Annotated in this window: 29 protein-coding genes; 26 read left to right on the top strand and 3 right to left on the bottom strand. The window is 74.2% G+C overall.

Translation table 11 applies throughout. The features are described 5' to 3' along the window. Positions 1–122: 122 nt before the first annotated feature. From ffh to whiG, 20 genes are all read left to right on the top strand, one after another. The gene (gene ffh, locus FHL80_RS18910) at positions 123–1,706 is read left to right on the top strand and encodes a signal recognition particle protein (protein ID WP_138734910.1); all 1,584 of its coding nucleotides are present in this window, start codon (positions 123–125) and stop codon (positions 1,704–1,706) included. After that, positions 1,703–2,788, top strand: a complete 1,086-nt coding sequence (locus FHL80_RS18905; protein WP_216870875.1) for an amidohydrolase family protein — start codon at positions 1,703–1,705, stop codon at positions 2,786–2,788. Before ffh ends, FHL80_RS18905 begins: the two co-directional genes overlap by 4 nt. Before the next feature lie 39 nt (positions 2,789–2,827). After that, a complete protein-coding gene (locus FHL80_RS25710) occupies positions 2,828–2,998 on the top strand; it encodes a hypothetical protein (RefSeq protein ID WP_216870874.1) in 171 nt (56 codons plus the stop codon). A gap of 61 nt (positions 2,999–3,059) precedes the next feature. Beyond that, the gene (locus tag FHL80_RS18900; protein WP_246078797.1) at positions 3,060–4,796 is read left to right on the top strand and encodes a proline--tRNA ligase; all 1,737 of its coding nucleotides are present in this window, start codon (positions 3,060–3,062) and stop codon (positions 4,794–4,796) included. Positions 4,797–5,089: 293 nt separating this feature from the next. Next, positions 5,090–5,584, top strand: a complete 495-nt coding sequence (gene rpsP, locus FHL80_RS18895) for a 30S ribosomal protein S16 (protein WP_138734908.1) — start codon at positions 5,090–5,092, stop codon at positions 5,582–5,584. A 3-nt stretch (positions 5,585–5,587) separates the two neighbouring features. Beyond that, positions 5,588–5,824: an RNA-binding protein gene (locus FHL80_RS18890; protein WP_014742367.1), complete on the top strand. Its 237-nt coding sequence runs from the start codon at positions 5,588–5,590 to the stop codon at positions 5,822–5,824. A 44-nt stretch (positions 5,825–5,868) separates the two neighbouring features. Further along, entirely contained in the window at positions 5,869–6,384 is a 516-nt protein-coding gene (gene rimM, locus FHL80_RS18885) for a ribosome maturation factor RimM (protein ID WP_138734907.1), read from the top strand. Beyond that, positions 6,381–7,127 (top strand): tRNA (guanosine(37)-N1)-methyltransferase TrmD, encoded by a 747-nt coding sequence (trmD, locus tag FHL80_RS18880; RefSeq protein WP_138734906.1) that lies wholly within the window; start codon positions 6,381–6,383, stop codon positions 7,125–7,127. The genes rimM and trmD overlap by 4 nt, the downstream gene beginning before the upstream one ends. A gap of 11 nt (positions 7,128–7,138) precedes the next feature. Further along, the gene (locus FHL80_RS18875) at positions 7,139–7,618 is read left to right on the top strand and encodes an NUDIX hydrolase (RefSeq protein WP_246078795.1); all 480 of its coding nucleotides are present in this window, start codon (positions 7,139–7,141) and stop codon (positions 7,616–7,618) included. A gap of 160 nt (positions 7,619–7,778) precedes the next feature. Continuing rightward, entirely contained in the window at positions 7,779–8,135 is a 357-nt protein-coding gene (rplS, locus tag FHL80_RS18870; protein WP_138734904.1) for a 50S ribosomal protein L19, read from the top strand. Between the two features lie 132 nt (positions 8,136–8,267). After that, complete coding sequence (lepB, locus tag FHL80_RS18865; RefSeq protein WP_138734903.1) at positions 8,268–9,335, top strand: signal peptidase I; 1,068 nt, start codon at positions 8,268–8,270, stop codon at positions 9,333–9,335. A 111-nt stretch (positions 9,336–9,446) separates the two neighbouring features. After that, a complete protein-coding gene (locus FHL80_RS18860; RefSeq protein WP_138734902.1) occupies positions 9,447–10,151 on the top strand; it encodes a response regulator transcription factor in 705 nt (234 codons plus the stop codon). Between the two features lie 111 nt (positions 10,152–10,262). Beyond that, a complete protein-coding gene (locus tag FHL80_RS18855; protein ID WP_138734901.1) occupies positions 10,263–11,042 on the top strand; it encodes a ribonuclease HII in 780 nt (259 codons plus the stop codon). A 42-nt stretch (positions 11,043–11,084) separates the two neighbouring features. Then, complete coding sequence (locus FHL80_RS18850) at positions 11,085–11,405, top strand: DUF2469 domain-containing protein (protein ID WP_014742360.1); 321 nt, start codon at positions 11,085–11,087, stop codon at positions 11,403–11,405. 137 nt (positions 11,406–11,542) lie between these two features. Further along, positions 11,543–11,923 carry a YraN family protein gene (locus FHL80_RS18845; RefSeq protein ID WP_216870873.1) on the top strand — a complete coding sequence of 127 codons (381 nt, stop codon included), beginning with the start codon at positions 11,543–11,545 and terminating at the stop codon, positions 11,921–11,923. Then, entirely contained in the window at positions 11,923–12,900 is a 978-nt protein-coding gene (locus FHL80_RS26390; protein ID WP_246078794.1) for a YifB family Mg chelatase-like AAA ATPase, read from the top strand. Before FHL80_RS18845 ends, FHL80_RS26390 begins: the two co-directional genes overlap by 1 nt. Then, entirely contained in the window at positions 12,819–13,442 is a 624-nt protein-coding gene (locus FHL80_RS26385) for an ATP-binding protein (protein ID WP_246078793.1), read from the top strand. Before FHL80_RS26390 ends, FHL80_RS26385 begins: the two co-directional genes overlap by 82 nt. Then, positions 13,439–14,632 (top strand): DNA-processing protein DprA, encoded by a 1,194-nt coding sequence (gene dprA / locus FHL80_RS18835; RefSeq protein ID WP_138734900.1) that lies wholly within the window; start codon positions 13,439–13,441, stop codon positions 14,630–14,632. The genes FHL80_RS26385 and dprA overlap by 4 nt, the downstream gene beginning before the upstream one ends. Before the next feature lie 81 nt (positions 14,633–14,713). Next, positions 14,714–15,673 (top strand): tyrosine recombinase XerC, encoded by a 960-nt coding sequence (locus FHL80_RS18830; RefSeq protein ID WP_138734899.1) that lies wholly within the window; start codon positions 14,714–14,716, stop codon positions 15,671–15,673. A 51-nt stretch (positions 15,674–15,724) separates the two neighbouring features. Further along, positions 15,725–16,519 (top strand): RNA polymerase sigma factor WhiG, encoded by a 795-nt coding sequence (gene whiG, locus FHL80_RS18825; RefSeq protein WP_138734898.1) that lies wholly within the window; start codon positions 15,725–15,727, stop codon positions 16,517–16,519. Positions 16,520–16,564: 45 nt separating this feature from the next. On the opposite strand, the gene FHL80_RS18820 is transcribed toward whiG, so the two are convergent. Then, positions 16,565–17,104 carry a DUF4262 domain-containing protein gene (locus FHL80_RS18820; RefSeq protein ID WP_216870872.1) on the bottom strand — a complete coding sequence of 180 codons (540 nt, stop codon included), beginning with the start codon at positions 17,102–17,104 and terminating at the stop codon, positions 16,565–16,567. A 32-nt stretch (positions 17,105–17,136) separates the two neighbouring features. Beyond that, complete coding sequence (locus FHL80_RS18815; RefSeq protein ID WP_138734896.1) at positions 17,137–17,628, bottom strand: M23 family metallopeptidase; 492 nt, start codon at positions 17,626–17,628, stop codon at positions 17,137–17,139. A 323-nt stretch (positions 17,629–17,951) separates the two neighbouring features. Between FHL80_RS18815 and rpsB the strand changes: the two genes are divergently transcribed. From rpsB to FHL80_RS18790, 5 genes are all read left to right on the top strand, one after another. Continuing rightward, positions 17,952–18,926 carry a 30S ribosomal protein S2 gene (rpsB, locus tag FHL80_RS18810; RefSeq protein ID WP_138734895.1) on the top strand — a complete coding sequence of 325 codons (975 nt, stop codon included), beginning with the start codon at positions 17,952–17,954 and terminating at the stop codon, positions 18,924–18,926. Positions 18,927–19,048: 122 nt separating this feature from the next. Continuing rightward, on the top strand, positions 19,049–19,864 hold the full coding sequence (tsf, locus tag FHL80_RS18805) for a translation elongation factor Ts (protein ID WP_138734894.1): 816 nt from the start codon (positions 19,049–19,051) through the stop codon (positions 19,862–19,864). Between the two features lie 163 nt (positions 19,865–20,027). Further along, the gene (pyrH, locus tag FHL80_RS18800; RefSeq protein ID WP_439331106.1) at positions 20,028–20,816 is read left to right on the top strand and encodes a UMP kinase; all 789 of its coding nucleotides are present in this window, start codon (positions 20,028–20,030) and stop codon (positions 20,814–20,816) included. Positions 20,817–20,922: 106 nt separating this feature from the next. Further along, complete coding sequence (gene frr / locus FHL80_RS18795) at positions 20,923–21,480, top strand: ribosome recycling factor (protein ID WP_138734893.1); 558 nt, start codon at positions 20,923–20,925, stop codon at positions 21,478–21,480. Positions 21,481–21,500: 20 nt separating this feature from the next. Further along, positions 21,501–22,691 (top strand): phosphatidate cytidylyltransferase, encoded by a 1,191-nt coding sequence (locus FHL80_RS18790; RefSeq protein ID WP_138734892.1) that lies wholly within the window; start codon positions 21,501–21,503, stop codon positions 22,689–22,691. Positions 22,692–22,700: 9 nt separating this feature from the next. Here the strand turns inward: FHL80_RS18790 and FHL80_RS18785 are convergent, their stop codons facing one another. Continuing rightward, positions 22,701–23,063, bottom strand: a complete 363-nt coding sequence (locus tag FHL80_RS18785) for a DUF952 domain-containing protein (protein ID WP_138734891.1) — start codon at positions 23,061–23,063, stop codon at positions 22,701–22,703. 46 nt (positions 23,064–23,109) lie between these two features. Between FHL80_RS18785 and FHL80_RS18780 the strand changes: the two genes are divergently transcribed. Then, positions 23,110–23,820 (top strand): TrmH family RNA methyltransferase, encoded by a 711-nt coding sequence (locus FHL80_RS18780; RefSeq protein ID WP_138734890.1) that lies wholly within the window; start codon positions 23,110–23,112, stop codon positions 23,818–23,820. Positions 23,821–24,070: the final 250 nt, after the last annotated feature.

Below are 24,070 nucleotides of genomic sequence, written 5' to 3'. Positions count from 1 at the left end.
GCGGACGCCACTACCCTGGACACAGGTGGCGTGACGGCCCCGGGGTGGCCCCGGGTGCCCGAGCCGGGCCACCGGCCCGTCGGCCGGTGCGGCTGCACGCCCGACTGCTGTGAGGACGTGCTGTGTTCGAGACCCTCTCCGACCGCCTGGACAAGGTCTTCACCGGCCTGCGCGGCAAGGGCCGGCTGTCCGCCGAGGACATCGACGCGACGGCGCGGGAGATCCGCATCGCGCTGCTCGAGGCCGACGTCGCCCTGCCGGTCGTCCGCGCCTTCATCGCGGCGGTCAAGGAGCGGGCGGTCGGTGCCGACGTCTCCCAGGCGCTGAACCCCGCGCAGCAGATCATCAAGATCGTCAACGACGAGCTCGTCGACATCCTGGGCGGGGAGACCCGCCGGATCCGCTACGCGAAGCAGTCGCCGACGGTGATCATGCTGGCCGGTCTGCAGGGCGCCGGGAAGACCACGCTCGCCGGGAAGCTCGGCCGCTGGCTGAAGGCCCAGGGGCACACCCCGCTGCTGGTCGCCTGTGACCTCCAGCGACCGAACGCGGTGCAGCAGCTGAGCGTCGTCGCCGGGCAGGCCGGGGTCGACGTGTTCGCCCCGGAGCCGGGCAACGGGGTCGGCGACCCGATCGCGGTCGCCCGCGAGTCCATCGACTTCGCCCGCCGCACCATGCACGACGTCGTCGTCGTCGACACCGCCGGCCGGCTGGGCATCGACGCGGAGCTGATGGCCCAGGCCGCCGGCATCCGGGACGCCGTCTCCCCGGACGAGACCCTCTTCGTCGTCGACGCGATGATCGGCCAGGACGCCGTCACCACGGCCACGGCCTTCCAGGAGGGCGTCGGCTTCAGCGGCGTCGTCCTCACCAAGCTCGACGGCGACGCCCGCGGTGGTGCCGCGCTGTCGGTCCGGCACGTGACCGGTCAGCCGATCATGTTCGCCTCGACCGGTGAGAAGCTCGCCGACTTCGACGTCTTCCACCCCGAGCGGATGGCCTCCCGCATCCTCGGCATGGGCGACGTGCTCACCCTGATCGAGCAGGCCGAACAGGCCTTCGACGCCGACCAGGCCGAGAAGATGGCCGGCAAGCTGGCCAGCCGCGAGGGCTTCACCCTCGAGGACTTCCTCGAGCAGATGCTGGCCATCCGCAAGATGGGCCCGATCGCCAACCTGCTCGGCATGCTGCCCGGCGCCGGGCAGATGAAGGAGCAGCTCAAGCAGGTCGACGACCGTGACCTGGACCGCACCGCGGCGATCATCCGGTCGATGACCCCGGCGGAGCGGGTCACCCCGAAGATCATCAACGCCTCACGGCGGGTCCGGATCGCGAACGGCTCCGGGGTGAGCGTCACCGACGTCAACCAGCTGCTGGAGCGCTTCGCCCAGGCCCAGAAGATGATGGGCCAGATGGCCGGCAGCATGGGCATGCCCGGCATGGGCCCGATGTCGAAGAAGGCGCGGGGCCGTCAGCAGCAGGCGCAGGCCGCCCGCGGCAAGGGCAAGAAGGGCAAGGGCGGCAAGAAAGGCGGTCCGGCCCGGCGGCCGATCGGCGCACCGGGGGGCATGGGCGGCGCCGGGTTCCCCGGCCAGCTGCCCGGCGGCATGCCCGGCGGTGTGCCCGGGCTGCCTCCGGGTCAGGCGCTCCCGGACCTCAGCAAGCTGGACTTCAGCCAGTTCAAGGACGACCGGCCCGGCCGGTGACGGCGCCCGCGCTGCACCTGTCGGGTGTGGTGCTGCCCGAGGGGGAGCACCGCGACCTGTGGGTGACCGACGGGCGGATCACGTTCGAGACGGTGCCCGGCGCGGAGACCGTCAGCCGCGGCGGGTGGCTGCTGCCGGGCCTGGTCGACGCGCACTGCCACGTCGGCATCGCGACCGGCGGCACCGCGGTCGAGGACCTCGCCGCCGCACGTGAGCAGGCGCTGACCGAACGAGCCGCCGGCGTGCTGGCGCTGCGTGACTGCGGCTCGCCCGTCGACACCCGGGAGCTGGACGAGCACCTGGACCTGCCGCGGGTCATCCGGGCCGGGCGGCACCTGGCCGCGCCGCGGCGGTACATCCCCGGGCTGGCGATCGAGCTCGACCCGGCCGACCTGGTCTCCGAAGCTGTCGTCCAGGCCCGGCGCGGTGACGGCTGGGTGAAGCTGGTGGGGGACTGGATCGACCGCGGGGTCGGCGACCTGGCCCCGGAGTGGCCGGCCGAGGTGCTCACCGCGACCATCGCGGCCGTGCACGCCGAGGGTGCCCGGGTCACCGCGCACACCTTCGGCACCGACGCCCTGCCGGGTCTGCTGGCCGCCGGGATCGACTGCATCGAGCACGGCACCGGGCTGACCGAGGACCTCATCGCGGGGATGGCCGCGCGGGGCACCGCCGTCGTCCCGACGCTGGTCAACGTGGAGAACTTCCCCGGCTTCGCGGCGGCGGGAGAGGCGAGGTTCCCCGGCTACGCGTCCACGATGCGCCGGCTGTACGCCACCTCCGGCGCGGTCGTGCGGGCCGCGTACGAGGCGGGGGTGCCGGTGTTCGCCGGCACCGACGCGGGCGGGGGCATCGCCCACGGGGTGATCGCCGAGGAGGTCCGCGCGCTGCACGCCGCAGGGCTCCCGGCCGAGGCCGCCCTGGCGGCAGGGTCCTGGGCGGCGCGGGAGTGGCTCGGGCTGCCGGGCATCGTCGAGGGGGCGCCCGCCGACCTGGTCGTCTACGACCGCGACCCGCGCGCTGACCTGGACACCTTGCAGCGACCCCAGCGGATGGTGCTCCGGGGCGTCGTCGTCGGCTGAACCGGTGCTCCGGCGCCCGCCCGCTGGTTGACTGCCGTCATGGTCGAGCCACTCCCGGAGCCGGACCCGTTGATCGACCCGAACGAGCCGGTGCCCGACGATCCCGGCGAGCTGCTCCCCGACGCGCCGGAGCCGTTGCCCCCCGCGCCGATCGAACCGACCCCCGACGACCCGGGCGGCGACCCCGGCGGGGTGCCGGAACCCGCCTGAGCACCAAACCCGTGGACGGCGGCCGCGCGTCGCCTGGGAGACTGGCCCCGTGCTCCTTCGGATGTCCTCCCTGTTCCTGCGCACCCTGCGTGACGACCCGGCCGATGCCGAGGTCCCCAGCCACCGCCTGCTGGCCCGGGGCGGCTACATCCGGCGTGCTGCGCCGGGGGGCTTCACCTGGCTGCCGCTGGGCTGGCGGGTGTTCCGGAACGTGGAGCGCATCGTCCGCGAGGAGATGGACGCGATGGGCGCGCAGGAGGTGCACTTCCCGGCGCTGCTGCCCCGCGAGCCCTACGAGGCGACCGGCCGCTGGACCGAGTACGGCGACAACCTCTTCCGCCTGAAGGACCGCCGCGGCAACGACTTCCTGCTCGGCCCCACCCACGAGGAGATGTTCACGCTCCTGGTGAAGGACCTCTACGGCTCCTACAAGGACCTGCCGGTCTCGCTCTACCAGATCCAGACCAAGTACCGGGACGAGGCGCGGCCCCGGGCCGGGCTGTTCCGCGGCCGCGAGTTCACCATGAAGGACAGCTACTCCTTCGACGTGGACGACGCCGGGCTGGACGCCTCCTATGCCGCCCACCGGGCCGCCTACATCAGGATCTTCGACCGGCTCGGCCTGGACTACGTGATCGTCTCGGCGATGTCCGGTGCGATGGGCGGCTCGAAGAGCGAGGAGTTCCTGCACCCCACGTCGATCGGCGAGGACACCTTCGTGCGCTCGCCCGGCGGGTACGCGGCCAACGTCGAGGCCGTCCGCACCGTCGTCCCCGCGTCGATCCCGTTCGACGGGCTGCCCGAGGCGCACGTCGAGGACACCCCCGACACCCCGACCATCGGAACGCTGGTCGCGGTGGCGAACGAGCTGTTCCCGGACGCCGGGTACACGGCCGCCTCGACGCTCAAGAACGTCGTGGTCACGCTGGTGCACCCCGACGGCACGCGGGAACCGCTGGTGATCGGGCTGCCCGGCGACCGGGAGGTCGACACCAAGCGCCTGGAGGCGCAGGTCAGCCCGGCCGAGATCGAGCCGTTCACCGACTTCGCCGCGCACCCCGACCTCGTCAAGGGCTACATCGGCCCGCAGGTGCTGGGCACCGAGGGCAAGTCCGGGATCCGCTACCTCGTCGACCCCCGCGTCGTGCCCGGCAGCCGGTGGATCACCGGCGCCAACGAGGCCGGCCGGCACGTGTTCGACCTGACGGCCGGGCGCGACTTCAGCTGGGACGGCGTCATCGAGGCCGCCGAGGTGCTCCCCGGTGACCCGGCCCCCGACGGCTCCGGCCCGCTGGAGCTGGCCCGCGGGGTGGAGATGGGCCACATCTTCCAGCTGGGCCGCAAGTACGCCGAGGCGCTGGACCTCGAGGTGCTCGACGAGAACGGCAAGCTCGTCACCGTCACCATGGGGTCCTACGGCATCGGGGTCTCCCGCGCGGTCGCCGCGATCGCCGAGTCGATGCACGACGAGCTCGGCCTGGTCTGGCCCCGCGAGGTCGCCCCGGCCGACGTCCACCTGGTGGCCACCGGCAAGGACGCCGCCGTGTTCGAGTTCGCCGGGTCCCTGGCCGGTGAGCTGGTCGCCGCCGGGCTCACCGTCCTCTACGACGACCGGCCGAAGGTGAGCCCCGGGGTCAAGTTCAAGGACGCGGAGCTGCTCGGGATGCCCACGATCGTCACGGTGGGCCGCGGGCTGGCCGAGGGCGTCATCGAGATCCGGGACCGGGTGACCGGTGTGCGGACCGAGGTGCCCGTCGCCGAGGCGGCCGCCGACGTCCTCGCCGCCGTCCGTGGGTGAGCGGTCGCTCGCAGAGCGGCTCGCGCGCTGCTGAAGGACCCCGTCCTCCTCACGCCTCGCACGCTCGTCGCGAGCCTCGGGACGTGGCCGGGTCGGGCACCCAGAGCTCCATGTGGCGCAGCAGTCCGGAGCTGGCCACAGCTCTCCTCCCGGGATCTGGCATCATGGACCGTCGAACACGGCGGTGCCGGCCCTCTCACCGTTTGCCGCCCGTGTCCAGCGCTCCGCCCCGGCGTACCCCCACGCGTCCGTCCGGCGGGCAACCACACACGTTCGAGGAGCACACCACACCCGTGGCCACCAAGATCAAGCTCATGCGCCTGGGCAAGATGCGCGCGCCGTACTACCGCATCGTCGTCGCCGACGCCCGCACCAAGCGTGACGGCCGGTCCATCGAGACCATCGGCAAGTACCACCCGAAGGAGGACCCCTCCTTCATCGAGGTCGACGCCGAGCGCGCCGCCTACTGGCTCGGCGTCGGCGCGCAGCCGACCGAGGCCGTCGCCGCCATCCTCCGGGTCACCGGTGACTGGCAGAAGTTCAAGGGCGAGCCGGCCCCGGCGCCGATGAAGGTCGCCGCCCCCAAGGCCGACAAGAAGGCCATCTACGAGGAGGCCGCCCGCGCCGCCCTCGGCGAGCCGGCCACCGACGCGACCACGCCCAAGAAGAAGGCCGCTCCCAAGGCCGACGCCGCCTCCGCCCCGGCCGAGGCCGTCGCCGAGGCTGCCGGCGCCGCCGGCTCCGGGGCTGCCGCCTCCGGCGCCACCGCCGAGACGCCCGCCGAGTAAGACGTGCTCGAAGAGGCGCTCGAGCACCTGGTCAAGGGCATCGTCGACAACCCCGACGACGTCGTGGTCGACCTGGTCAACGGCCGGCGCGGCAAGACCCTCGAGGTCCGGGTCCACCCCGACGACCTCGGCAAGGTCATCGGCCGCGGCGGGCGCACCGCCAAGGCCCTGCGCCAGGTGATGACCGGTGTCGGCGGCCGCGGCCTGCGGGTCGACGTCGTCGACACCGACGGGCGCTGAGCACTCCCGGCGCCTCCGGCGCCACCCCGCAGTCCACCGACACCGTGGTGGTCGGCCGCATCGGCCGGCCCCACGGTGTCCGTGGTCAGGTGACCGTCGAGGTCCGCACCGACGACCCCGACCTGCGGTTCGCCCCCGGTGCCACGCTGCTCACCGAGCCCGCCGCCCGGGGACCGCTGACCGTCGAGGCGGCCCGCTGGCACAGCGGCACGCTGCTGCTCACCCTGGTGCTGCCCGACGGGACCGTCGTCGCCGACCGTGAGGCGGCCGACGAGCTCCGCAACACCCAGCTGCTGGTCCCGGTCGAGGACCTGCCTGAGCTGGAGGACCCCGACTCCTTCTACGACCACCAGCTGGTCGGGCTGGCCGCCGTGCTGCCCGACGGCTCGCCGCTGGGCGAGGTGACCGGGGTCCGGCACGAGGGGACCGAGCTGCTCGTCGTGCGCCGCGCGCAGGGCCCCGAGCTGCTGGTCCCGTTCGTCACCGCCATCGTGCCGACGGTCGACCTGACGGCCGGACGGCTGGTCGTCGACCCGCCCGAGGGGCTCCTCGACCTGTGACGTTCCGGATCGACGTCCTCACGATCTTCCCCGAGTACCTCGCCCCGCTGGGGCAGTCGCTGCTGGGCAAGGCCGCCCAGCGTGGCCTGGTCACCGTCGGCGTGCACGACCTGCGGCAGTGGACCGACGACGTCCACCGCACCGTCGACGACGCCCCCTACGGCGGCGGTCCGGGCATGGTCATGCGGCCCGAGCCGTGGGGGAGGGCGCTGGAGGCGGTCCGTCCCCCAGGCACCCGGCTGGTGGTCCCCACCCCGGCCGGCCGGCCGTTCACCCAGGCGGTCGCCGCCCGGTGGGCGACCGAGCCCGGACTGGTCTTCGCCTGCGGCCGGTACGAGGGGATCGACCAGCGGGTCGCCGACTGGGCCGCCGGTGCCGGGCCGGTCTCCGAGGTCTCGATCGGCGACTACGTGCTGGCCGGCGGTGAGTCCGCCGTGCTGGTGATGGTCGAGGCGGTCACCCGGCTGATCCCCGGCGTGGTCGGGAACGCCGACTCCGTGGAGTTCGACTCGCACGCCGACGGGCTGCTCGAGGGCCCCTCCTACACCCGGCCGGCGGCCTGGCGGGACCTGGAGGTGCCCCCGGTGCTGCTGTCCGGCGACCACGCCGCGATCGCCCGGTGGCGCCGCGCCCAGTCGCTGCGCCGCACCGCCGACCGCCGTCCCGACCTGCTGGCCGCCCTGCCCGACGGCGCGCTGGACGCGGCCGACCGGGCCGCCCTGGACGCCGATCCGCAGCCATGAGCCTGGCGCGGGTGCGGCCGAGCAGCCGGGTGCTGGTCCTCGACCGGCAGCAGCGCGTGCTGCTGCTGGGTTCTCGTGGGCACGCGCCGGCGCCGGGCACGGGCGTGCAGTGGTGGTACACCCCCGGCGGTGGCGTGGAGGACGGCGAGGACCTCCGGTCGGCCGCCGTCCGCGAGCTCGCCGAGGAGATCGGGCTGCGCGTGGCGTCGACCGAGCTGGAGGGGCCGGTCTGGTTCCGCCGGCACCTGACCGTATGGGGCGCGGAGACCGTCGACTCCCGCGAGACCTACTTCGTGCTGCGCGACGTCGACCACGAGGTGGACCCGAGCGGGCGCACCGCCGAGGAGCTGGCCGACGACGAACCGCACCGCTGGTGGACGCTGGCGGAGGTCGCCGCGGGGGCTGCGGTCTTCGCGCCGCGCGAGCTGGCCGCGGTCCTGCCACGGGTGCTCGACGGACCCTGGTCAGGGCCGCCGCGCATCGTCGACTGACGTCGTGGCAGAATAGAGAGCTGCTGCAGATCGTCGGTTCGCATCGACGATGCCTGCTGCCCTCCTGGGGCGGCGGAGTGTAGCGCCCCGCACGGACACCCCGGGTGACCGCTGTCCGTGCCACAGACGAGTTTCCCCGCTAGGACTGAGGACTGCTGCGATGAACACCCTGGACGCCCTCGACGCCGCGTCGCTGCGCGATGACATCCCCACGTTCCGCCCCGGCGACACCGTGAAGGTGCACGTGCGGGTCATCGAGGGCAACCGCTCGCGCATCCAGGTCTTCCAGGGCGTCATCATCCGACGTCAGGGTGGCGGCATCCGGGAGACCTTCACGGTGCGCAAGGTCAGCTTCGGCGTCGGCGTGGAGCGCACCTTCCCGGTGCACACCCCGGTGGTCGAGAAGATCGAGGTGCTGACCCGCGGTGACGTCCGCCGGGCCAAGCTGTACTACCTGCGTGAGCTGCGCGGCAAGGCCGCCAAGATCAAGGAGAAGCGGGACGTCGTCACCCGCTGACACCCCGCACTCTCCCGGACGGGCCGGCTGCGCACTGCGCAGCCGGCCCGTCCGCGTCCGTGGGCAGGTCCGGCGGGCGGTGCCGGGCGGGTCGACCGGCGGGTCGACGGCCGGACCGTAGGCTGAGGCGCGATGACCACGCACGGGCCCAGTGAGCCTGCCGACGCCAGCACACCCGGGCCGTCCGCCACGAACGAGCCCGGCACGCCGGTGACCCCCTCCACCGGCGACGGCGCCAGCGCCGGCGAACCGGCCCCGACCGGCCGTCGTGGGCGCCGGGGGAAGGCGGCTCCCAAGAAGGGCTCGCTGCTCCGCGAGCTGCCGGTCCTCCTGGTGATCGCCTTCGTGCTGGCCCTGCTGGTCAAGACCTTCCTGGTCCAGGCCTTCTTCATCCCCTCCGGCTCGATGGAGCAGACGCTCCACGGGTGCACCGGCTGCACCGGCGACCGGGTGCTGGTGAACAAGGTCCCGTACTGGTTCGGCGAGCCCGAGCCCGGCGACATCGTCGTGTTCCGCGGACCGGACACGTGGTCTCCGGAGATCACCGTGGCCGAGCCGAGCAACTGGGTCTCCGGCGCGCTGCTGAGCCTGGGCCGGGCGATCGGGGTGGCGCCGCCGAGCGAGGACGACTACGTCAAGCGGGTCATCGCCACCGCCGGTCAGACCGTGGAGTGCTGTGATGCCGAGGGCCGGGTGACGGTCGACGGCCGACCCCTCACCGAGCCCTACGTCTACCAGGACTCCCCGCTCGGGGGCGGTGCGAACGGTCGCGAGTTCGGCCCGGTCACGGTGCCCGCGGGCCGGTTGTGGGTGATGGGCGACCACCGGTCGGCGTCGGCGGACTCGCGCAGCCACGTCAGCGACCAGCACAGCGGCACCATCGCCGTGGACGACGTCATCGGCAAGGGCGCGCTCATCGTCTGGCCGCTGGACCGGTTCACCGTGCTGGACAGCCCGGACATCCAGCAGCAGGCCGAGGGGCAGGCGGCAGGACCCGAGGCGTGGGTGCACGGGGACGCGGCCGTCGCCGCCCCCTACGCGCTGGGGCTGGCGGGGGCGCTGCCCTTTGGTGCGGTGCGCCGCCGCCGCCGGCGGGGCGCCCGGCTGACCGGTCCGTCCCGCCGCCCTCCCCGTACCGGGTGGCGGCGGGTCCGCCGGCCGGCGCAGACCCGACCAGGTCGGGAGACCGACGCGCACTGAGCGCGCCGCGCACCGTCGCGGCGGGCCCGCCGGGAGAGTTGTTCAAGGAGTCCGTTCACCCGTCCGATGACCATGACAGCACGTCATCGGATCTCGAACGGAGAGTCACCTGTGTCCACCCCTCTGGCGACCACCCGCGGCGTCACCCGCGTCCTCGTCCTCGCCGACGCCCCGGTCCTGCGGCGTGGCCTGATCGGCATGGTCAACGAGACCGCCGGCCTGCAGGCGGTGGGCACCCCCGGTGAGCCGCGCCGGGCGCTGACCCTGGCCGAGACCGCCCGCCCGGACGCGGTGATCGTGGAGCTGGGCACCGGCCGGGCCGCGACGCTGAACGCCTGCCGGGACCTGCGCCGCCGCTACCCCCAGATCGCCATCGTCGCGGTCGGCACCGCCGAGGACCCGGCGGTGGTCAACGAGGCCCTGGCCGCCGGGGTGCGCGGCTACCTGCTGATGAACACCTCGGCGACGCTGCTGGGCTGGGCGGTGCTGGCCGCCCGGGCCGGGCGCACGGTGGTCGACCCGCAGATCCGCCGCGGAGAGGCCGGGGAGGTGCCGGTGTCCCGCGAGCTGACCCCGGAGGTGCCGCTGACCCGCCGGGAGTCCGACGTGCTCGACGAGCTGGTCCAGGGCCAGTCCAACCGGGCGATCGGCAAGGCGCTGTTCATCTCCGAGGACACCGTGAAGTCCCACGTGAAGGCGATCCTGCGCAAGCTGGGTGCCCGGGACCGGGCGCACGCGGTCTCGCTGGTCCTGTCCGCCCGCAACGGCGGCACCTGCACCTGCAGCGCCCTCCCCCTGAGCACCGCCGGCAGCTGAGCCGGCGGCCCCTCGTCGGCCCGGGCGCCTGGTCATCCGGCGCCCGGGCCGGCCCCCACTGCCGGGACGACCGTCCCGGCCGTCGTCGGTCCGACGTAGTGTCGGCAGGCGATGGCTGCTCGACCTGCTCCCGCTGCACCCCGCTCGCGCCGGATCGACGACGAGGCCCCCGACGACCTCTGGGCGATGGAACGCTCGCTGCGCCGCCGGGGCTTCGCGGCGATCGCCGGCGCCGACGAGGCCGGTCGCGGTGCCTGTGCCGGTCCGCTGGTCGCCGCCGCGTGCGTGCTGCCCGCCGGCCGCCGCGGCCGGGTGCCCGGGCTCGCGGACTCGAAGCTGCTCACCCCGGCCACCCGGGACGAGGTCTACGCCGAGGTGCTGGACCGCGCCGTCGCCTGGTCGGTCGTGGCGATCCCGGTGGGGGACCTGGACGCCCGGGGCATGCACGTGACGAACATCGAGGCGCTCCGCCGGGCGGTGCGGGGCATGGACGTGGAGCCGGACTACGTGCTGACCGACGGCTTCCCGGTCAGCGGCCTGTCCCAGCCGTCGCTGGCGGTGTGGAAGGGCGACCGGGTCGCCGCGTGCGTGGCGGCCGCGTCGGTGCTGGCCAAGGTCAGCCGGGACCGGATGATGCTGGAGCTGCACGACCGGTTCCCGCACTACGGGTTCGCCGAGCACAAGGGCTACATCACCGACGCGCACAGCGCGGCCCTGGACCAGCACGGGCCCTGCCCGGAGCACCGGATGCGGTTCGTCAACGTCGCCCGCGCCCGCGCGGCACACGCCGCGCGTGGAGTCGCCCTGTCCGGCGGAGCCGGCATGCACGATGATGTGCGGGAACCCGACCTCGGCAGGGCTGAGGTCCCCGCACTGACGACCCAGCACTGATGTCCCAGCACTGATGTCCCCGGCACCGATGGAGCACGCGCGATGAGCACCGAGGACCTCGAGAAGTACGAGACCGAGATGGAGCTGCAGCTCTATCGCGAGTACAAGGACATCGTCCGCCAGTTCTCCTACGTGGTGGAGACCGAGCGGCGCTTCTACCTGGCCAACAGCGTCGACCTGCAGGTCCGCGACGCCGGGGGTGAGGTGTTCTTCGAGCTGAAGCTCTCCGACGCCTGGGTGTGGGACATGTACCGCCCGGCCCGGTTCGTGAAGAACGTGCGGGTGGTGACGTTCAAGGACGTCAACGTCGAGGAGCTGGACAAGCCCGACCTCGAGCTGCCCGAGCAGCCGCGCCTGCCCTGATCCTGGTCGGCTGTCCACCCCGGCAGCTTCACCGGTCCTGAGCGCGACGCGCGCCGCGCCGTCCACAGGACCGGGCTCCGTCCACAACCAGGCCGGCGCTCTGGTGCCGGCGCCCGACCGCCCAGCACGGTCGACGGGTGCCGACTCCGCAGAACACCCCGCTGGACCACCGCGCCGCGCTCGGCGCCTACGGCGAGCGCGTCGCCGTCCGGGCGCTGACCGACGCCGGGCTGCAGGTCCTCGGCCGCAACTGGCGCTGCCGGGACGGTGAGCTCGACGTCATCGCCCGCGACGGGGACGCGCTGGTCTTCTGCGAGGTCAAGACCCGCAGCGGCACCGGATTCGGGCAGCCGGCCGAGGCCGTCACCGCGGCCAAGCGGCGGAGGTTGCGGCGGCTGGCCCAGGCGTGGCTGGCCGCCCACGACCACCATGCGCCCGACCTCCGCTTCGACGTCGTCGGGGTGCACGTCCCCGCCTCCGGCCCAGTCCGCGTCACGCACCTGCGGAACGCGTTCTGATGGCGCTCGCGCGGACGTGGTCGGTGGGGCTCGCCGGGGTCCAGGGTGCGATGGTCGAGGTGGAGGTCGACCTCGCCGCCGGGCTGCCCACGGTGGTGCTGGTCGGGCTGCCCGACGCGGTGGTGCGGCAGTCGGTCGACCGGGTGCGCGCAGCCGTGGTCAACACCGGCCACGACTTCCCGCTGCGCCGGGTGACCATCGGGCTCTCGCCTGCCGCGATGCCCAAGCAGGGCAGCGGGTTCGACCTGGCGCTCGCGGTCGCCGTGCTCGCCGGGGTCGAGGTGCTGCCCGCCGCAGCCGTGCGTGACCTGGTGCTGCTCGGCGAGCTCGGCCTGGACGGCTCGCTGCGGGCGGTGCGCGGCGTGCTCCCGGCGGTGCTCGCCGCGGCCCGGGCCGGGCACCGCTGCGTCGTCGTCCCGCAGGACAACGCCGACGAGGCGGGCCTGGTGGAGGGCATCGAGGTGCTCGGCGCCGCGACCCTCGGCCAGGTCGTCGGCCACCTGGCCGGCCGGGCACGGATCCCGGCGCACGTGCGGGCGGCGCCGGCGCCGCTGCCGCCCGGCCCCGACCTGGCCGACGTCGTGGGGCAGGCCGCCGGACGGCGGGCGGTCGAGGTGGCCGCGGCCGGTGGGCACCACCTCTTCCTCAGCGGCCCGCCGGGCGCCGGGAAGACCATGCTCGCCGAGCGGCTGCCGGGGCTGCTGCCACCACTCGACGAGCAGGCCGCCCTCGAGGTCACCGCGATCGCCTCGATCGCCGGCACGCTGCCGCCCGGCGCTCCGCTGGTCACCCGGCCGACCTTCGAGTCCCCGCACCACTCGGCCACCATGGCCGCGCTGGTCGGCGCGGGTCGGGGCAGATCCGGCCGGGCGCCCTGTGCCGCGCGCACCGCGGTGTGCTGTTCCTCGACGAGGCGCCGGAGTTCCCCCGGACGGTGCTGGACACGCTCCGCCAGCCGCTGGAGCGCGGTTCGGTGACCATCCACCGGGCCAACGGCTCCGCGACGTTCCCCTGCCGGGCCCAGCTGGTCCTGGCGGCCAACCCCTGCCCGTGCGCCAGCGCGGCCGGGGACACCGCCTGCACGTGCAGCGCGCTGGAACGGCGCCGGTACCAGTCCCGGTTGTCCGGGCCGTTGCTGGACCGGATCGACCTGCGGGTGACCCTGCCGCCGGTCACCCGGGCGGCCTGGCTGGACGGGGTGGAGCCGCCGGAGCCGACGTCGGCGGTGGCAGCGCGGGTGCGTGCCGCGCGGGCCACGGCGGCCGAGCGGATGGCCGGGACGGGCCTGTCGCTGAACAGCCAGGTGCCCGGGCGCATGCTCCGCGACCGCTGGCCGGTCCCGCGGGGGTCGCTGGCGCTCGTCGAGCGGGCGCTGGAGCGGGGGTCGCTGTCGGTGCGCGGGTTCGACCGGGTGCTCCGGGTGGCCTGGACGCTCGCCGACCTCGCCGGTCTGGCGACGCCGGGTCCCGACCAGGTCGCCGAGGCCCTCGGCCTGCGCCTGCAGCGGGTCGCGGCGTGACCGGGACGGCGGAGCCGGAGGTCCGGCTGGCCCGGGCGTGGCTGTCCCGGGCCGTGGAGCCGGGTTCGGTGGCGCTCTGGCGGTTCGTCGAGCAGGAGGGCCCGGTGGCCGCGGTGCAGGCCCTGCGGTCGGGTGCGGCGCCCCGGGCGGTCCAGGCGCTCGCCGGCCGGCGGGCCGGTGAGGACGCCAGCCAGGACGACCTGCTGCGCGCCGACCGGTGCGGCGCACGCCTGGTCGTGCCGGAGGACGAGGAGTGGCCGGCGATCACCCTGCACTGCCTGACCCTCGCGGCCCACGACCTGCCGACCGAGCCGCGGGACCTGCCGGACCGGACGAAGGTCCTGGTACCCCCGTCGGGGCTGTGGGTGCGCGGCGAGCGCCCGCTGGACGAGCTGGTCGACCGGTCGGTCGCGCTGGTGGGCTCGCGGGCCTCCACCGCCTACGGGGAACACGTCGCCGCGGAGCTCGCTCACGGGCTGGGGGAGCGCGGCTGGACGACCGTCTCCGGTGGCGCCTTCGGCATCGACGCGGCCGCCCACCGGGGCGCCCTGGCCGCCGGCGCGCCGACCGTCGCCGTCCTGGCCTGTGGCGTCGACCGCGCCTACCCCAGCGCCCACTCGGCCCTGTTCGCCCGGGTCCTCGACGACGGGGCGCTGGTCAGCGAGTGGCCGCCGGGCTGCGCGGCGCTCTCGCACCGGTTCCTGGTGCGGAACCGGCTGATCGCTGCGCTCTCCCGCGGCACGGTCGTCGTCGAGGCCGCCGCGCGGTCGGGCGCCCAAGCCACCGCGAACCGGGCCCGCGGCCTGGGCAAGGCGGTGATGGCCGTGCCCGGCCCGGTGACCTCGGCGATGAGCGTCGGCTGCCACCAGCTGCTGCGCGACACCGAGCAGGGAGTGCGGCTGGTGACGTCGGTGGCGGAGGTGGTCGAGGTGGTCGGCTCGCTGGGCACCGACCTCGCCGAGCCCCCGCCCCGGCCGGGGTCGCCGCGGGACTCGTTGTCCGACCTCGCCCGCCGGGTCCTGGACGCCTGCCCGGTGCGCACCGGTGTGCCGCCGGAACGGCTGGCCGCCGTGGCCGGCTGCGACGTGGTCGACGTCCTCCGGGTGCTGCCGGTGCTCGAGCTGCACGAGCTGGTGGAGTGGACCGGCACCGGCTGGCGGATCACCACCGCCACCCGTGGGCCACGGTGATCCGGCCGGCGAGCAGTTGCGCGCAACCGGTCACCGGCGCGGCACGTTGACCCGCGGCCCGTCCCGACGCAGGCTGCGCCCATGGCCACCGGGACCGCTGAGCTGCGCGCGGCACTGCCGCCTGCTCTCGCCGAGTCACTGGACGGCTGGGAGGAGCACCTGCGTCTGCAGCGGGACCTCTCCGTGCACACCGTCCGGGGGTACGTCGGCGACGTCGTCTCGCTGCTGGACCACCTCGTCCGGCGGAGCGGGAGCACGGTCGCCGACCTGGACCTGGCGACGCTGCGCAGCTGGCTCGCCCAGGGCCGGGCCCGCGGCGACAGCCGGTCGACCACCGCCCGCCGCGCCGCCTCGGCCCGCTCCTTCACCGCGCACCTGCGCCGCAGCGGCCAGGTGGCCGAGGACGTCGGCCTGCGGTTGTCCAGTCCGCGCGCGCACCGCACGCTGCCGGGTGTCCTCGCTGCCGAGCAGGCACGGGCGGTCCTCGACCAGGCGACGCAGCCCCCGGCCGAGGGGGAGCAGCCGGCCGAGGCCGCCCTGCGGCTGCGCAACGTGCTGGTCGTCGAGCTGCTGTACGCCAGCGGTGTCCGGGTGGGGGAGCTGGTCGGCCTGGACGTGGACGACGTCGACCGGGGACGGCGGCTGCTGCGGGTGCTCGGCAAGGGCCGCAAGGAGCGCAGCGTGCCCTTCGGCGCGCCGGCTGCGGCCGCCCTGGAGCAGTGGCTGAGCGCGGGTCGCCCCGTGCTGGCCACCCCGACCAGCGGGCCGGCCCTGCTGCTGGGCGTGCGGGGCGGTCGGCTCGACGCCCGGGAGGCGCGCCGGGTGGTGCACGCCGCCGTGGCCGCTGCCCCGGGGGTGCCCGACGTCGGTCCGCACGGGCTGCGACACTCGGCGGCGACGCACGTCCTGGAGGGCGGCGCTGACCTGCGCAGCGTCCAGGAGCTGCTGGGTCACGCTAGCCTCGCGACGACGCAGGTCTACACGCACGTGACCGTCGAGCGGCTGCGTGCGGTGCATGCCCGGGCGCACCCGCGAGCATGAAGGGCACGGCGTTGGAGCAGAAGCTGTTGGTGGTCGAGCGGGGGAGTTCACGTGTCTGAGGCGACGGTCGACCAGTTGACCAGCGAGGACCCGGACGCGTTCATCGTGGACCTGTGGGCCCGCTACGTCGACGGGCGGGACACCGGCCTGCGCGACCGGCTGATCCTGCACTACGCGCCGCTGGTGAAGTACGTCGCCGGCCGGGTCGGCAGCGGCCTGCCCGCGCACGTGGAGCAGGCCGACCTGGTGTCCTACGGGACGTTCGGGCTGATCGACGCCATCACCCGGTTCGAGCCGTCCCGGGAGATCAAGTTCGAGAGCTACGCGATGGCGCGCATCCGCGGCGCCATCATCGACGAGCTCCGCTCGACCGACTGGATCCCGCGTTCGGTGCGGATGAAGGCACGGCAGTTCGAGCGCACGGTCGCTGACCTGGAGGCCAAGCTCCAGCGCAGCCCGACCGACGAGGAGATCGCCGACGAGATGGACACGGACGTCGAGGAGATCCGCAAGTTCCTCGGCCAGCTGTCCCTGGTCAACGTGGTCGCCCTCGACGAGCTGCTGGTCGACGACGACGGCTCCGCGCCCCGCCTGGTCGACACCCTCAAGGACACCGCAGCGCTGGACCCCCAGGCGATGGCCGAGCACGGTGAGGCCCGCCAGTTGTTGGCCCGCGCCGTCGAGCAGCTCCCCGAGCGGGAGAAGGTCGTCGTCAGCCTCTACTACTTCGAGGGCCTGACGCTGGCCGACATCGGCCGGGTGCTCGGGGTGACCGAGAGCCGGATCTGCCAGCTGCACACCAAGGCCGTCCTGCACCTGCGCAGCAAGCTCGCCGACATCGCCTGACGGTGACCGGCCCGGCCCGGGCCGGACCCCCGGCGGCTGGGCCGTTCAGCTCTCCGGCCGGGGGCCCAGCAGCGGCTGTGCGTGCGGCGGGTTGCGGTGTCCCTCTTCCCAGGGCAGCTTCCCGGTCGAGTCGGGCCACACCAGCTGCAGGGCCTCGACGGAACCGGAGAACTGCTCGGCCACCGCGAGCCGGGAGGTGTCGGCCACCTGCAGGAACACCACGGGTGAGTCGGCGTCGGTCAGTGCGGTCGTCACCACACCGGGGCTGAACCGGGCACCCGCGCGGACGGCCTCGCCCACGAGGTTGAGGTAGGTCTCGGCCGCCTCGAACGGCAGCCCGACGACGATGACCTCGGGGTGCGCCAGCCCGGTCAGCCCCACGGTGTACGACCACCGTGGGTCGCCCGGTCCGCTCCCGCCGCCGTGCAGCACCGCCCAGCCGAACCGGTCGACGACCCGCCGCAGGTCGGCGAGCACCTGGGCGTCGTCCTGCGGCCCGGCGACCTCCGGGCCCGGTGTCCCCGGATCGGGCGTCCCCGGGGTCGGCGTCCCGGGTTGCGGGGTCTGCTTCCGTCGCCAGCGCACGTCCGGACGGTAGTGGCCAGCGTGCCGTCCGGTCAGTGCCACGGCAGCAGCCGGACCCGGGGCGGCCGCAGCAGCGACAGCGGGTCCAGGTAGACCTCGCCGCGACGCAGCCCCCAGTGCAGGCACGCCGCGGCGGTGCACCCGGCGTGACCGTCGACCAGCACCCCCAGCGGGGTCCCGCGGGCGACCGCCTGGCCGGCCGCCACCGCGGGCTGCACGGGCTCGTAGGTCGTCCGGAGCCCACCGGGGTGCACGACGCTCACCACGGGGCGCCCGGCGACCAGCCCGGCGAAGGCCACGACCCCCGCTCCGGCGGCGAGCACCGGCGTCCCGGCAGCGCCGGCCAGGTCGACCCCGCGGTGGCCGGCCGCGTACGGCGTCGGCGGCGGGGTGAACGCGCGGGTGACGACGGGGTCGCCGGGCAGCGGCCACCCCCACAGCCCCGGAGCCGCCGAGGCGGCCGGCGACCCGCCGACCAGGCAGACGACAGCGGCGAGGAGGACCAGCAGGCGGGCGCGCAGCACGTCGGCGACCCTGCCCTCGGGAAGCGCTCCGCGGAGCCACCAGGACCCGGCGGTGGACCGGCCGCGGGCCTGGGGACGACCCGGGGGGAGCAGCTGCCGGGAGCGGGTATGCTCACAGCTGCGGTCCGTCTTCGACGGATCGACTTCGCGTGTCCTCTTCCCGCTGCTGCAGCGGGGCAGTCGCCACCTCGGTCCCTCCTCAGGGCGGGTTCGGTGGCGCGGCCGGACACCAGGGCGGCGCCCCACCGGGGCCGTCGCGACAACCGAGCAGCGCGGGCACGGTCTCCGGCCGCCCGCGCACGAGCACAGAAGGGCGGCGCCACGTGGCAGTCGTCAGCATGAAGAACCTGCTCGACAGCGGGGTCCACTTCGGTCACCAGACCCGTCGTTGGAACCCGAAGATGAAGCGCTTCATCTTCACCGAGCGCAACGGCATCTACATCATCGACATCCAGCAGACGCTGGGTTACATCGACCAGGCCTACGAGTTCGTGAAGCAGACCGTCGCCCACGGCGGTTCGATCATGTTCATCGGGACCAAGCGCCAGGCGCAGGAGGTCATCGCCGAGCAGGCGACCCGCGTCGGCATGCCCTACGTGAACCAGCGCTGGCTGGGCGGCATGCTCACCAACTTCCAGACCGTCTACAAGCGGCTGGAGCGCCTCAAGGAGCTCGAGGACCTCGAGCAGACCGGCGCGCTGGTCAGCCTCTCCAAGAAGGAGCAGCTGGTCCTGTCCCGCGAGAAGGCCAAGCTCGAGCGCTCCCTCGGCGGCATCCGCGACATGAAGAAGGTGCCGAGCGCCGTCTGGATCGTGGACACCAAGAAGGAGCACATCGCCGTCGGTGAGGCTCGCAAGCTGAACATCCCGGTCGTCGCGATCCTCGACACCAACTGCGACCCCGACGAGGTCGACTACAAGATCCCGGGCAACGACGACGCCATCCGCAGCACCGCGCTGCTGACCCGCGTGATCGCCGACGCCGTCGCCGAGGGCCTCATGGCCCGCTCGGCCGCGCAGGCCAACGCCGGTCGCTCCGAGGACGGCGCCGAGACCCCGGCGGTCGGCGGCGGCGAGCCGCTGGCCGACTGGGAGCGCGAGCTGCTCACCGGTGGCGACGCCGCCCCGGCTGCCGACGCAGTCCCGGCCGTCGACGCCGCTGCGCCCGCCACGGCGACCGAGCTGCCCGAGACCCCGGCCGAGCCGCCGACGGTCACCGCGACCGAGGTCGCCCCGGTCGCGGGCGTGCCCGCCACCGGCGACCAGGACACCGGCACCCAGGGCGCCCAGAACGGCTGACGGAGGACCCCGCCCTCCTCACCCCTCGCAGGCTCGGGGCGAGCCTCTGGACGGGGCCGCCAGAGCCATGCCCTCCGCGGGGCCGCTGCTCCGCACCACCACGACAGAACAGAGGAAGTGACATGCCCGCCTTCACCGCAGCCGACGTGAAGCGTCTCCGTGACGCCACCGGCGCCGGCATGATGGACTCCAAGAAGGCCCTCACCGAGGCCGATGGCGATTACGACAAGGCCATCGAGTTCCTCCGCGTCAAGGGCGCCAAGGACGTCGGCAAGCGCCTCGAGCGCTCGACGACCAACGGCGTCGTCGTCAGCCGGGACGGCGCGCTGCTCGAGCTCGACTGCGAGACCGACTTCGTCGCCAAGAACGCCGACTTCGTGAAGCTCGCCGAGCGCCTGCTCGACGTCGTGCTGGCCGAGAAGCCGGCCGACGTGGACGCGCTGCTGGCCGCCCAGGTCGACGGCCAGACGGTCGCCGCGCTGGTCGAGAGCGAGTCGGCGCGCATCGGCGAGAAGCTGGTGCTGTCCCGCTTCGCCGTCTTCGAGGGCACCACGGCCGTCTACCTGCACAAGCGGGCGACGGACCTGCCCCCGGCCATCGGCGTCGCGGTCCAGTACTCCGGCGGGGACGCCGACGCGGCCCGCTCGCTGGCGATGCACGTCGCCGCGGCCCGTCCGCGCTACCTGACCCGCGAGGAGGTCCCCGCCGAGGCGGTGGAGACCGAGCGCCGGGTCGCCGAGCAGACGGCGAAGGAGGAGGGCAAGCCCGAGCAGGCGATCAGCCGGATCGTCGACGGTCGGGTCAACGCGTTCTACAAGGACTTCGTCCTGCTGGAGCAGCCCTCGATCACCGAGCCCAAGCGCACCGTGCAGCAGGTCATCGGAGACGCCGGCCTGACCGTGGAGCGGTTCGTCCGCTTCGAGGTCGGCCAGGCCTGATCAGCCGGACCGGCTGAGCACGACGCACCGAGGTGCACCGCCCACCGGCCCCGTCCCTCATGGGACGGGGCCGGTGGCTTGTCCGGACGTCGGCGCGGGGGAGGTCCCGCGGCCGATGGGGCAGGATCGACCCACGACGACACCGAACCGAGGGACCCGCCACGTGAGCGACACGACCGCCAACAGCAACCCGGAGGGCCTGCTGTTCGCACCGGCCGCCTCCGCCCCGACCGACGGCCACGGCTACCGGCGGGTGCTGCTCAAGCTCTCCGGTGAGGCGTTCGGCGGTGGCAGCGTCGGGGTCGACGGCGGCATCGTGCACCGCATCGCCGAGCAGCTCGCCGAGGTGGTGCACGGCGGCACCCAGGTCGCCGTCGTCGTCGGCGGTGGCAACTTCTTCCGCGGCGCCGAGCTGGCCGACGCCGGCATGGACCGCCGGCACGCCGACTACATGGGCATGCTCGGCACCGTCATGAACGCGCTGGCCCTGCAGGCCTTCTGCGAGCAGGTGGGTCTGGAGACCCGGGTGCAGACCGCGATCACCATGGGCCAGGTCGCCGAGCCCTACATCCCCCGCAAGGCCGTGCGGCACCTGGAGAAGGGCCGCCTGGTGATCTTCGGGGCCGGCGCCGGCATGCCGTACTTCTCCACCGACACCGTCGCCGCGCAGCGGGCGCTGGAGATCGGCTGCCAGGTCCTGCTGATGGCCAAGAACGGGGTCGACGGCGTGTACGACGACGATCCGCGCACCAACCCCGACGCCACGCTGTACACCGAGCTGGACTACGCCACGGTCCTGGCGAAGCAGCTGAAGGTCGCCGACGCGACGGCGATCAGCCTGTGCATGGACAACAAGATGCCCATCGTCGTGTTCAACCTGCTGGAGGACGGCAACATCGCCCGGGCCATCGCGGGTGAGAAGATCGGCACGTTGATCAGCCAGTCGGTCTGACCCGACCGGCTGTGGGTACGGACGAGGGTCGCCGGCCCCGTCCGCGCCCGTACTCCCGAACACCCCACCGGCCAGCACGGCGGCACAGCCGCAGGAGGAGATGACCGTGATCGACGACACCCTGCTCGACGCCGAGGAGCGGATGGACAAGGCCCTGTCGGTCGCCCGCGAGGACCTCGGTTCCGTCCGCACCGGCCGTGCCGCCCCGTCGATGTTCAACAAGATCGTCGTCGACTACTACGGCGCCTACACCCCCATCCCGCAGATGGCCTCCATCACGATCCCCGAGGCCCGGATGGCGGTCATCAAGCCCTACGACGCCGGGCAGCTGCAGGCGATCGAGCGGGCGATCCGGGACTCCGACCTCGGTGTGAACCCGACCAACGACGGGTCGCTGATCCGGGTCGTCTTCCCGCAGCTCACCGAGGACCGGCGCCGTGACCTGGTGAAGGTGGCCCGATCCAAGGGCGAGGACGCCAAGGTCGCCATCCGGAACATCCGGCGGCGGTCCAAGGAGGAGCTCGACCGCATCTCCAAGGACGGCGAGGCGGGCGAGGACGACGTGCGACGCGCGGAGAAGGAGCTCGACGACCTCACCGCCACCCACGTCGGCGCCATCGACGAGGCGATGAAGAACAAGGAGACCGAGCTCCTCGACGTCTGACCCGATCCGGACGCCTCGGCATGCCCCGCCGCCCGCACCGCACCGAGCCCACCGGCTCGGGGCGTGAGCCTGCCCGCGGCCAGGCGGGGCTGTTCGATGCCGACGATGCCGGTCCGGTGCTCCGCGTGGGGCAGCCGCCGGTGCCCCCCGCGCCGCCGCGTCCGCCGGTCCCGCCGCCCCCGGTCCCCGGGCGGGCCACGCAGCACCGACCGTCGCCGGGGCAGGGACCGGAGACCGTCGGTCTGCAGCGGCAGGACGCACCCGTTGACGGGCCGGGCGCCGAGCGGGGTCCGGCGGCCGACGACCCGGCCGACCCGCCGCTGACCGCCGTCCCGGACGCCCTGGGCGCGGAGGCGACCGGCGTGGACCCGATCGACACCCCCACCGGTGCGCCGCGGGCGACCGGCCGCGCCGGGCGGGACATGGCGTCGGCGATCGGCGTCGGGCTCGGGCTGGGCGCGGTCATCCTGGCCGCGCTGCTCATCTGGCGCCCGGCCTTCCTGCTGGTCCTCACCGCTGCGGTGCTGATCAGCATCGTGGAGCTCACCGGGGCCCTCGAGCGCGGCGGCCACCGCCCGCCCCGGACGCCGGTGCTGCTCGGCGCGCTGGCGATGGTCGCGCTCGCCTGGACGCGCGGGCCCTCCGGACTGGTCATCGCCTTCCTGCTCACCGTCTTCGCCGTCCTGCTGTGGCGGCTCGGCGAGGGGCCGGTCGGCTACCTGCGCGACGCCTCGGCCGCGGTCTTCGTCGCGCTGTACGTCCCGCTGCTCGCCGGCTTCGCCGTGCTGCTGCTCGTCCCGGACGACGGCGCCGCCCGGGTGCTCGCGTTCGTCGCCACGGTCGTCTGCAGCGACGTCGGCGGGTTCGCGGCGGGGGTGCTGTTCGGCAAACACCCGATGGCACCGTCGATCAGCCCCAAGAAGTCCTGGGAGGGACTGGCCGGGTCGGTCACCGCCTGCGTGCTGATGGGGACGCTGCTGGCCACGCTGACCTTCCATGCGCCGTGGTGGGGCGGCGCGCTCTACGGCGTCGCGATCGCACTGACGGCGACGCTCGGCGACCTGGGGGAGTCGCTGATCAAGCGCGACCTGGGGATCAAGGACATGGGCAACCTGCTGCCCGGCCACGGCGGCCTGATGGACCGGATGGACTCGCTGCTCCCGTCCGCGGTCGTCGCCTACCTCGTGCTCTCGCTCATCGCCCCGGTGTAGGGCGTTCCGTCACGTCGGCAGCCCGGGGAGGGCCAGTGGGGTCCCGGGTCGCCAGGGCACGACGGCGACCACCGCGGCGGTCGGCAACGGGCCGTACAGGTGCGGGAACCGCATGCCCGCCGGATCGCCCGGAGCCCCCGGCTCGAACCGCACCGGGGCGGACAGCCGTGCCGGGTCGACCACCAGCACGACGACGTCGCGCCGGCCGGGGAAGAGCCGCTGTGCGGGCAGGTGCACCTGCGCCGGCGTCGACAGGTGCACGAACCCCATCTCGGTCAGCGACGGTGGGGTCACCGCGCCGGTGTCCAGCGCCGCCCGCCACCCGGCCGACGTCGTCAGGTGCAGCAGCGGTCCGCTCGCCTGGTCCTCCACCCGTCCGAGCCAACCGCATCCCCCGGCGTGGCAGCATGCCCAGGCGATGACCACGACGGACGACGCGGGACCCGGCCCCACCGAGTGGGGTGGCTCCGTCGGCGTCGGCCCCTGGGTCGGCCCCTGGCCGGAGGACCCCCGGTACGACCGGCACCTGCTCGCCGACGGTGACCGGCGCAACGTCGTCGACCGGTACCGCTACTTGACCCTCGAGGCGATCGTCGCGGACCTGGACAGCCGCCGGCACCCCTTCCACGTGGCGATCGAGAACTTCGCGCACGACCTCAACATCGGCACCGTCGTGCGGACCGCCAACGCCTTCCTCGCCGCGGAGGTGCACGTCGTCGGCCGGCGCCGGTGGAACCGGCGCGGGGCGATGGTCACCGACCGCTACCAGCACCTGCGCCACCACCCGGACGTCGCCGGACTGCTGGTGTCCGCTGCGGCCGAGGGGCTCGTCGTCGTCGCCGTGGACCACGGCCCGGACGCCGTCCCGCTGGAGACGGTGGAGCTCCCGCGGCGCTCGCTGCTCCTCTTCGGCCAGGAGGGGCCGGGTCTCTCACCGGCAGCGCGGGAGGGGGCTGCCCTGACGGTGTCCATCGCCCAGTTCGGCTCGACGCGGTCGCTGAACGCCGGGGTGGCGGCCGGCATCGCCATGCACGCCTGGGTGCAGCAGCACGCCGACCTCGCGGGGGCGGTGCGTCCGCCCGTCGCCGGTGGGGCGGATGTGGCTCCGGAGAGCCCCGGCGGGGTGTGACCGGCTGATCACGCCGCGCCTGCCCGGAGCGGGCCGGTGCGTCCGGCAGCATGGCTGGCCGGGCGCGCTCTCCCCGGCTCGACCACGACGGGTGGTCGGCGGGCGGGTGCCGGGGAGGAGCGGGCTGTGGCTGCGGAGCGACCGGACGAGGTCAGCACCGGGGCGCCGCGGGAGCCCGCGCTCCCGGCGGGCCCCGCCGACCAGTTCCTCACCCAGCCGATGCCCGACGAGCCCTGGGACGAGGCATGGC

It is taken from the genome of Modestobacter excelsi, from assembly GCF_005930495.1.
GTDB lineage: Bacteria > Actinomycetota > Actinomycetes > Mycobacteriales > Geodermatophilaceae > Modestobacter > Modestobacter excelsi.
This window is presented reverse-complemented; position numbering and strand designations above follow the sequence as displayed.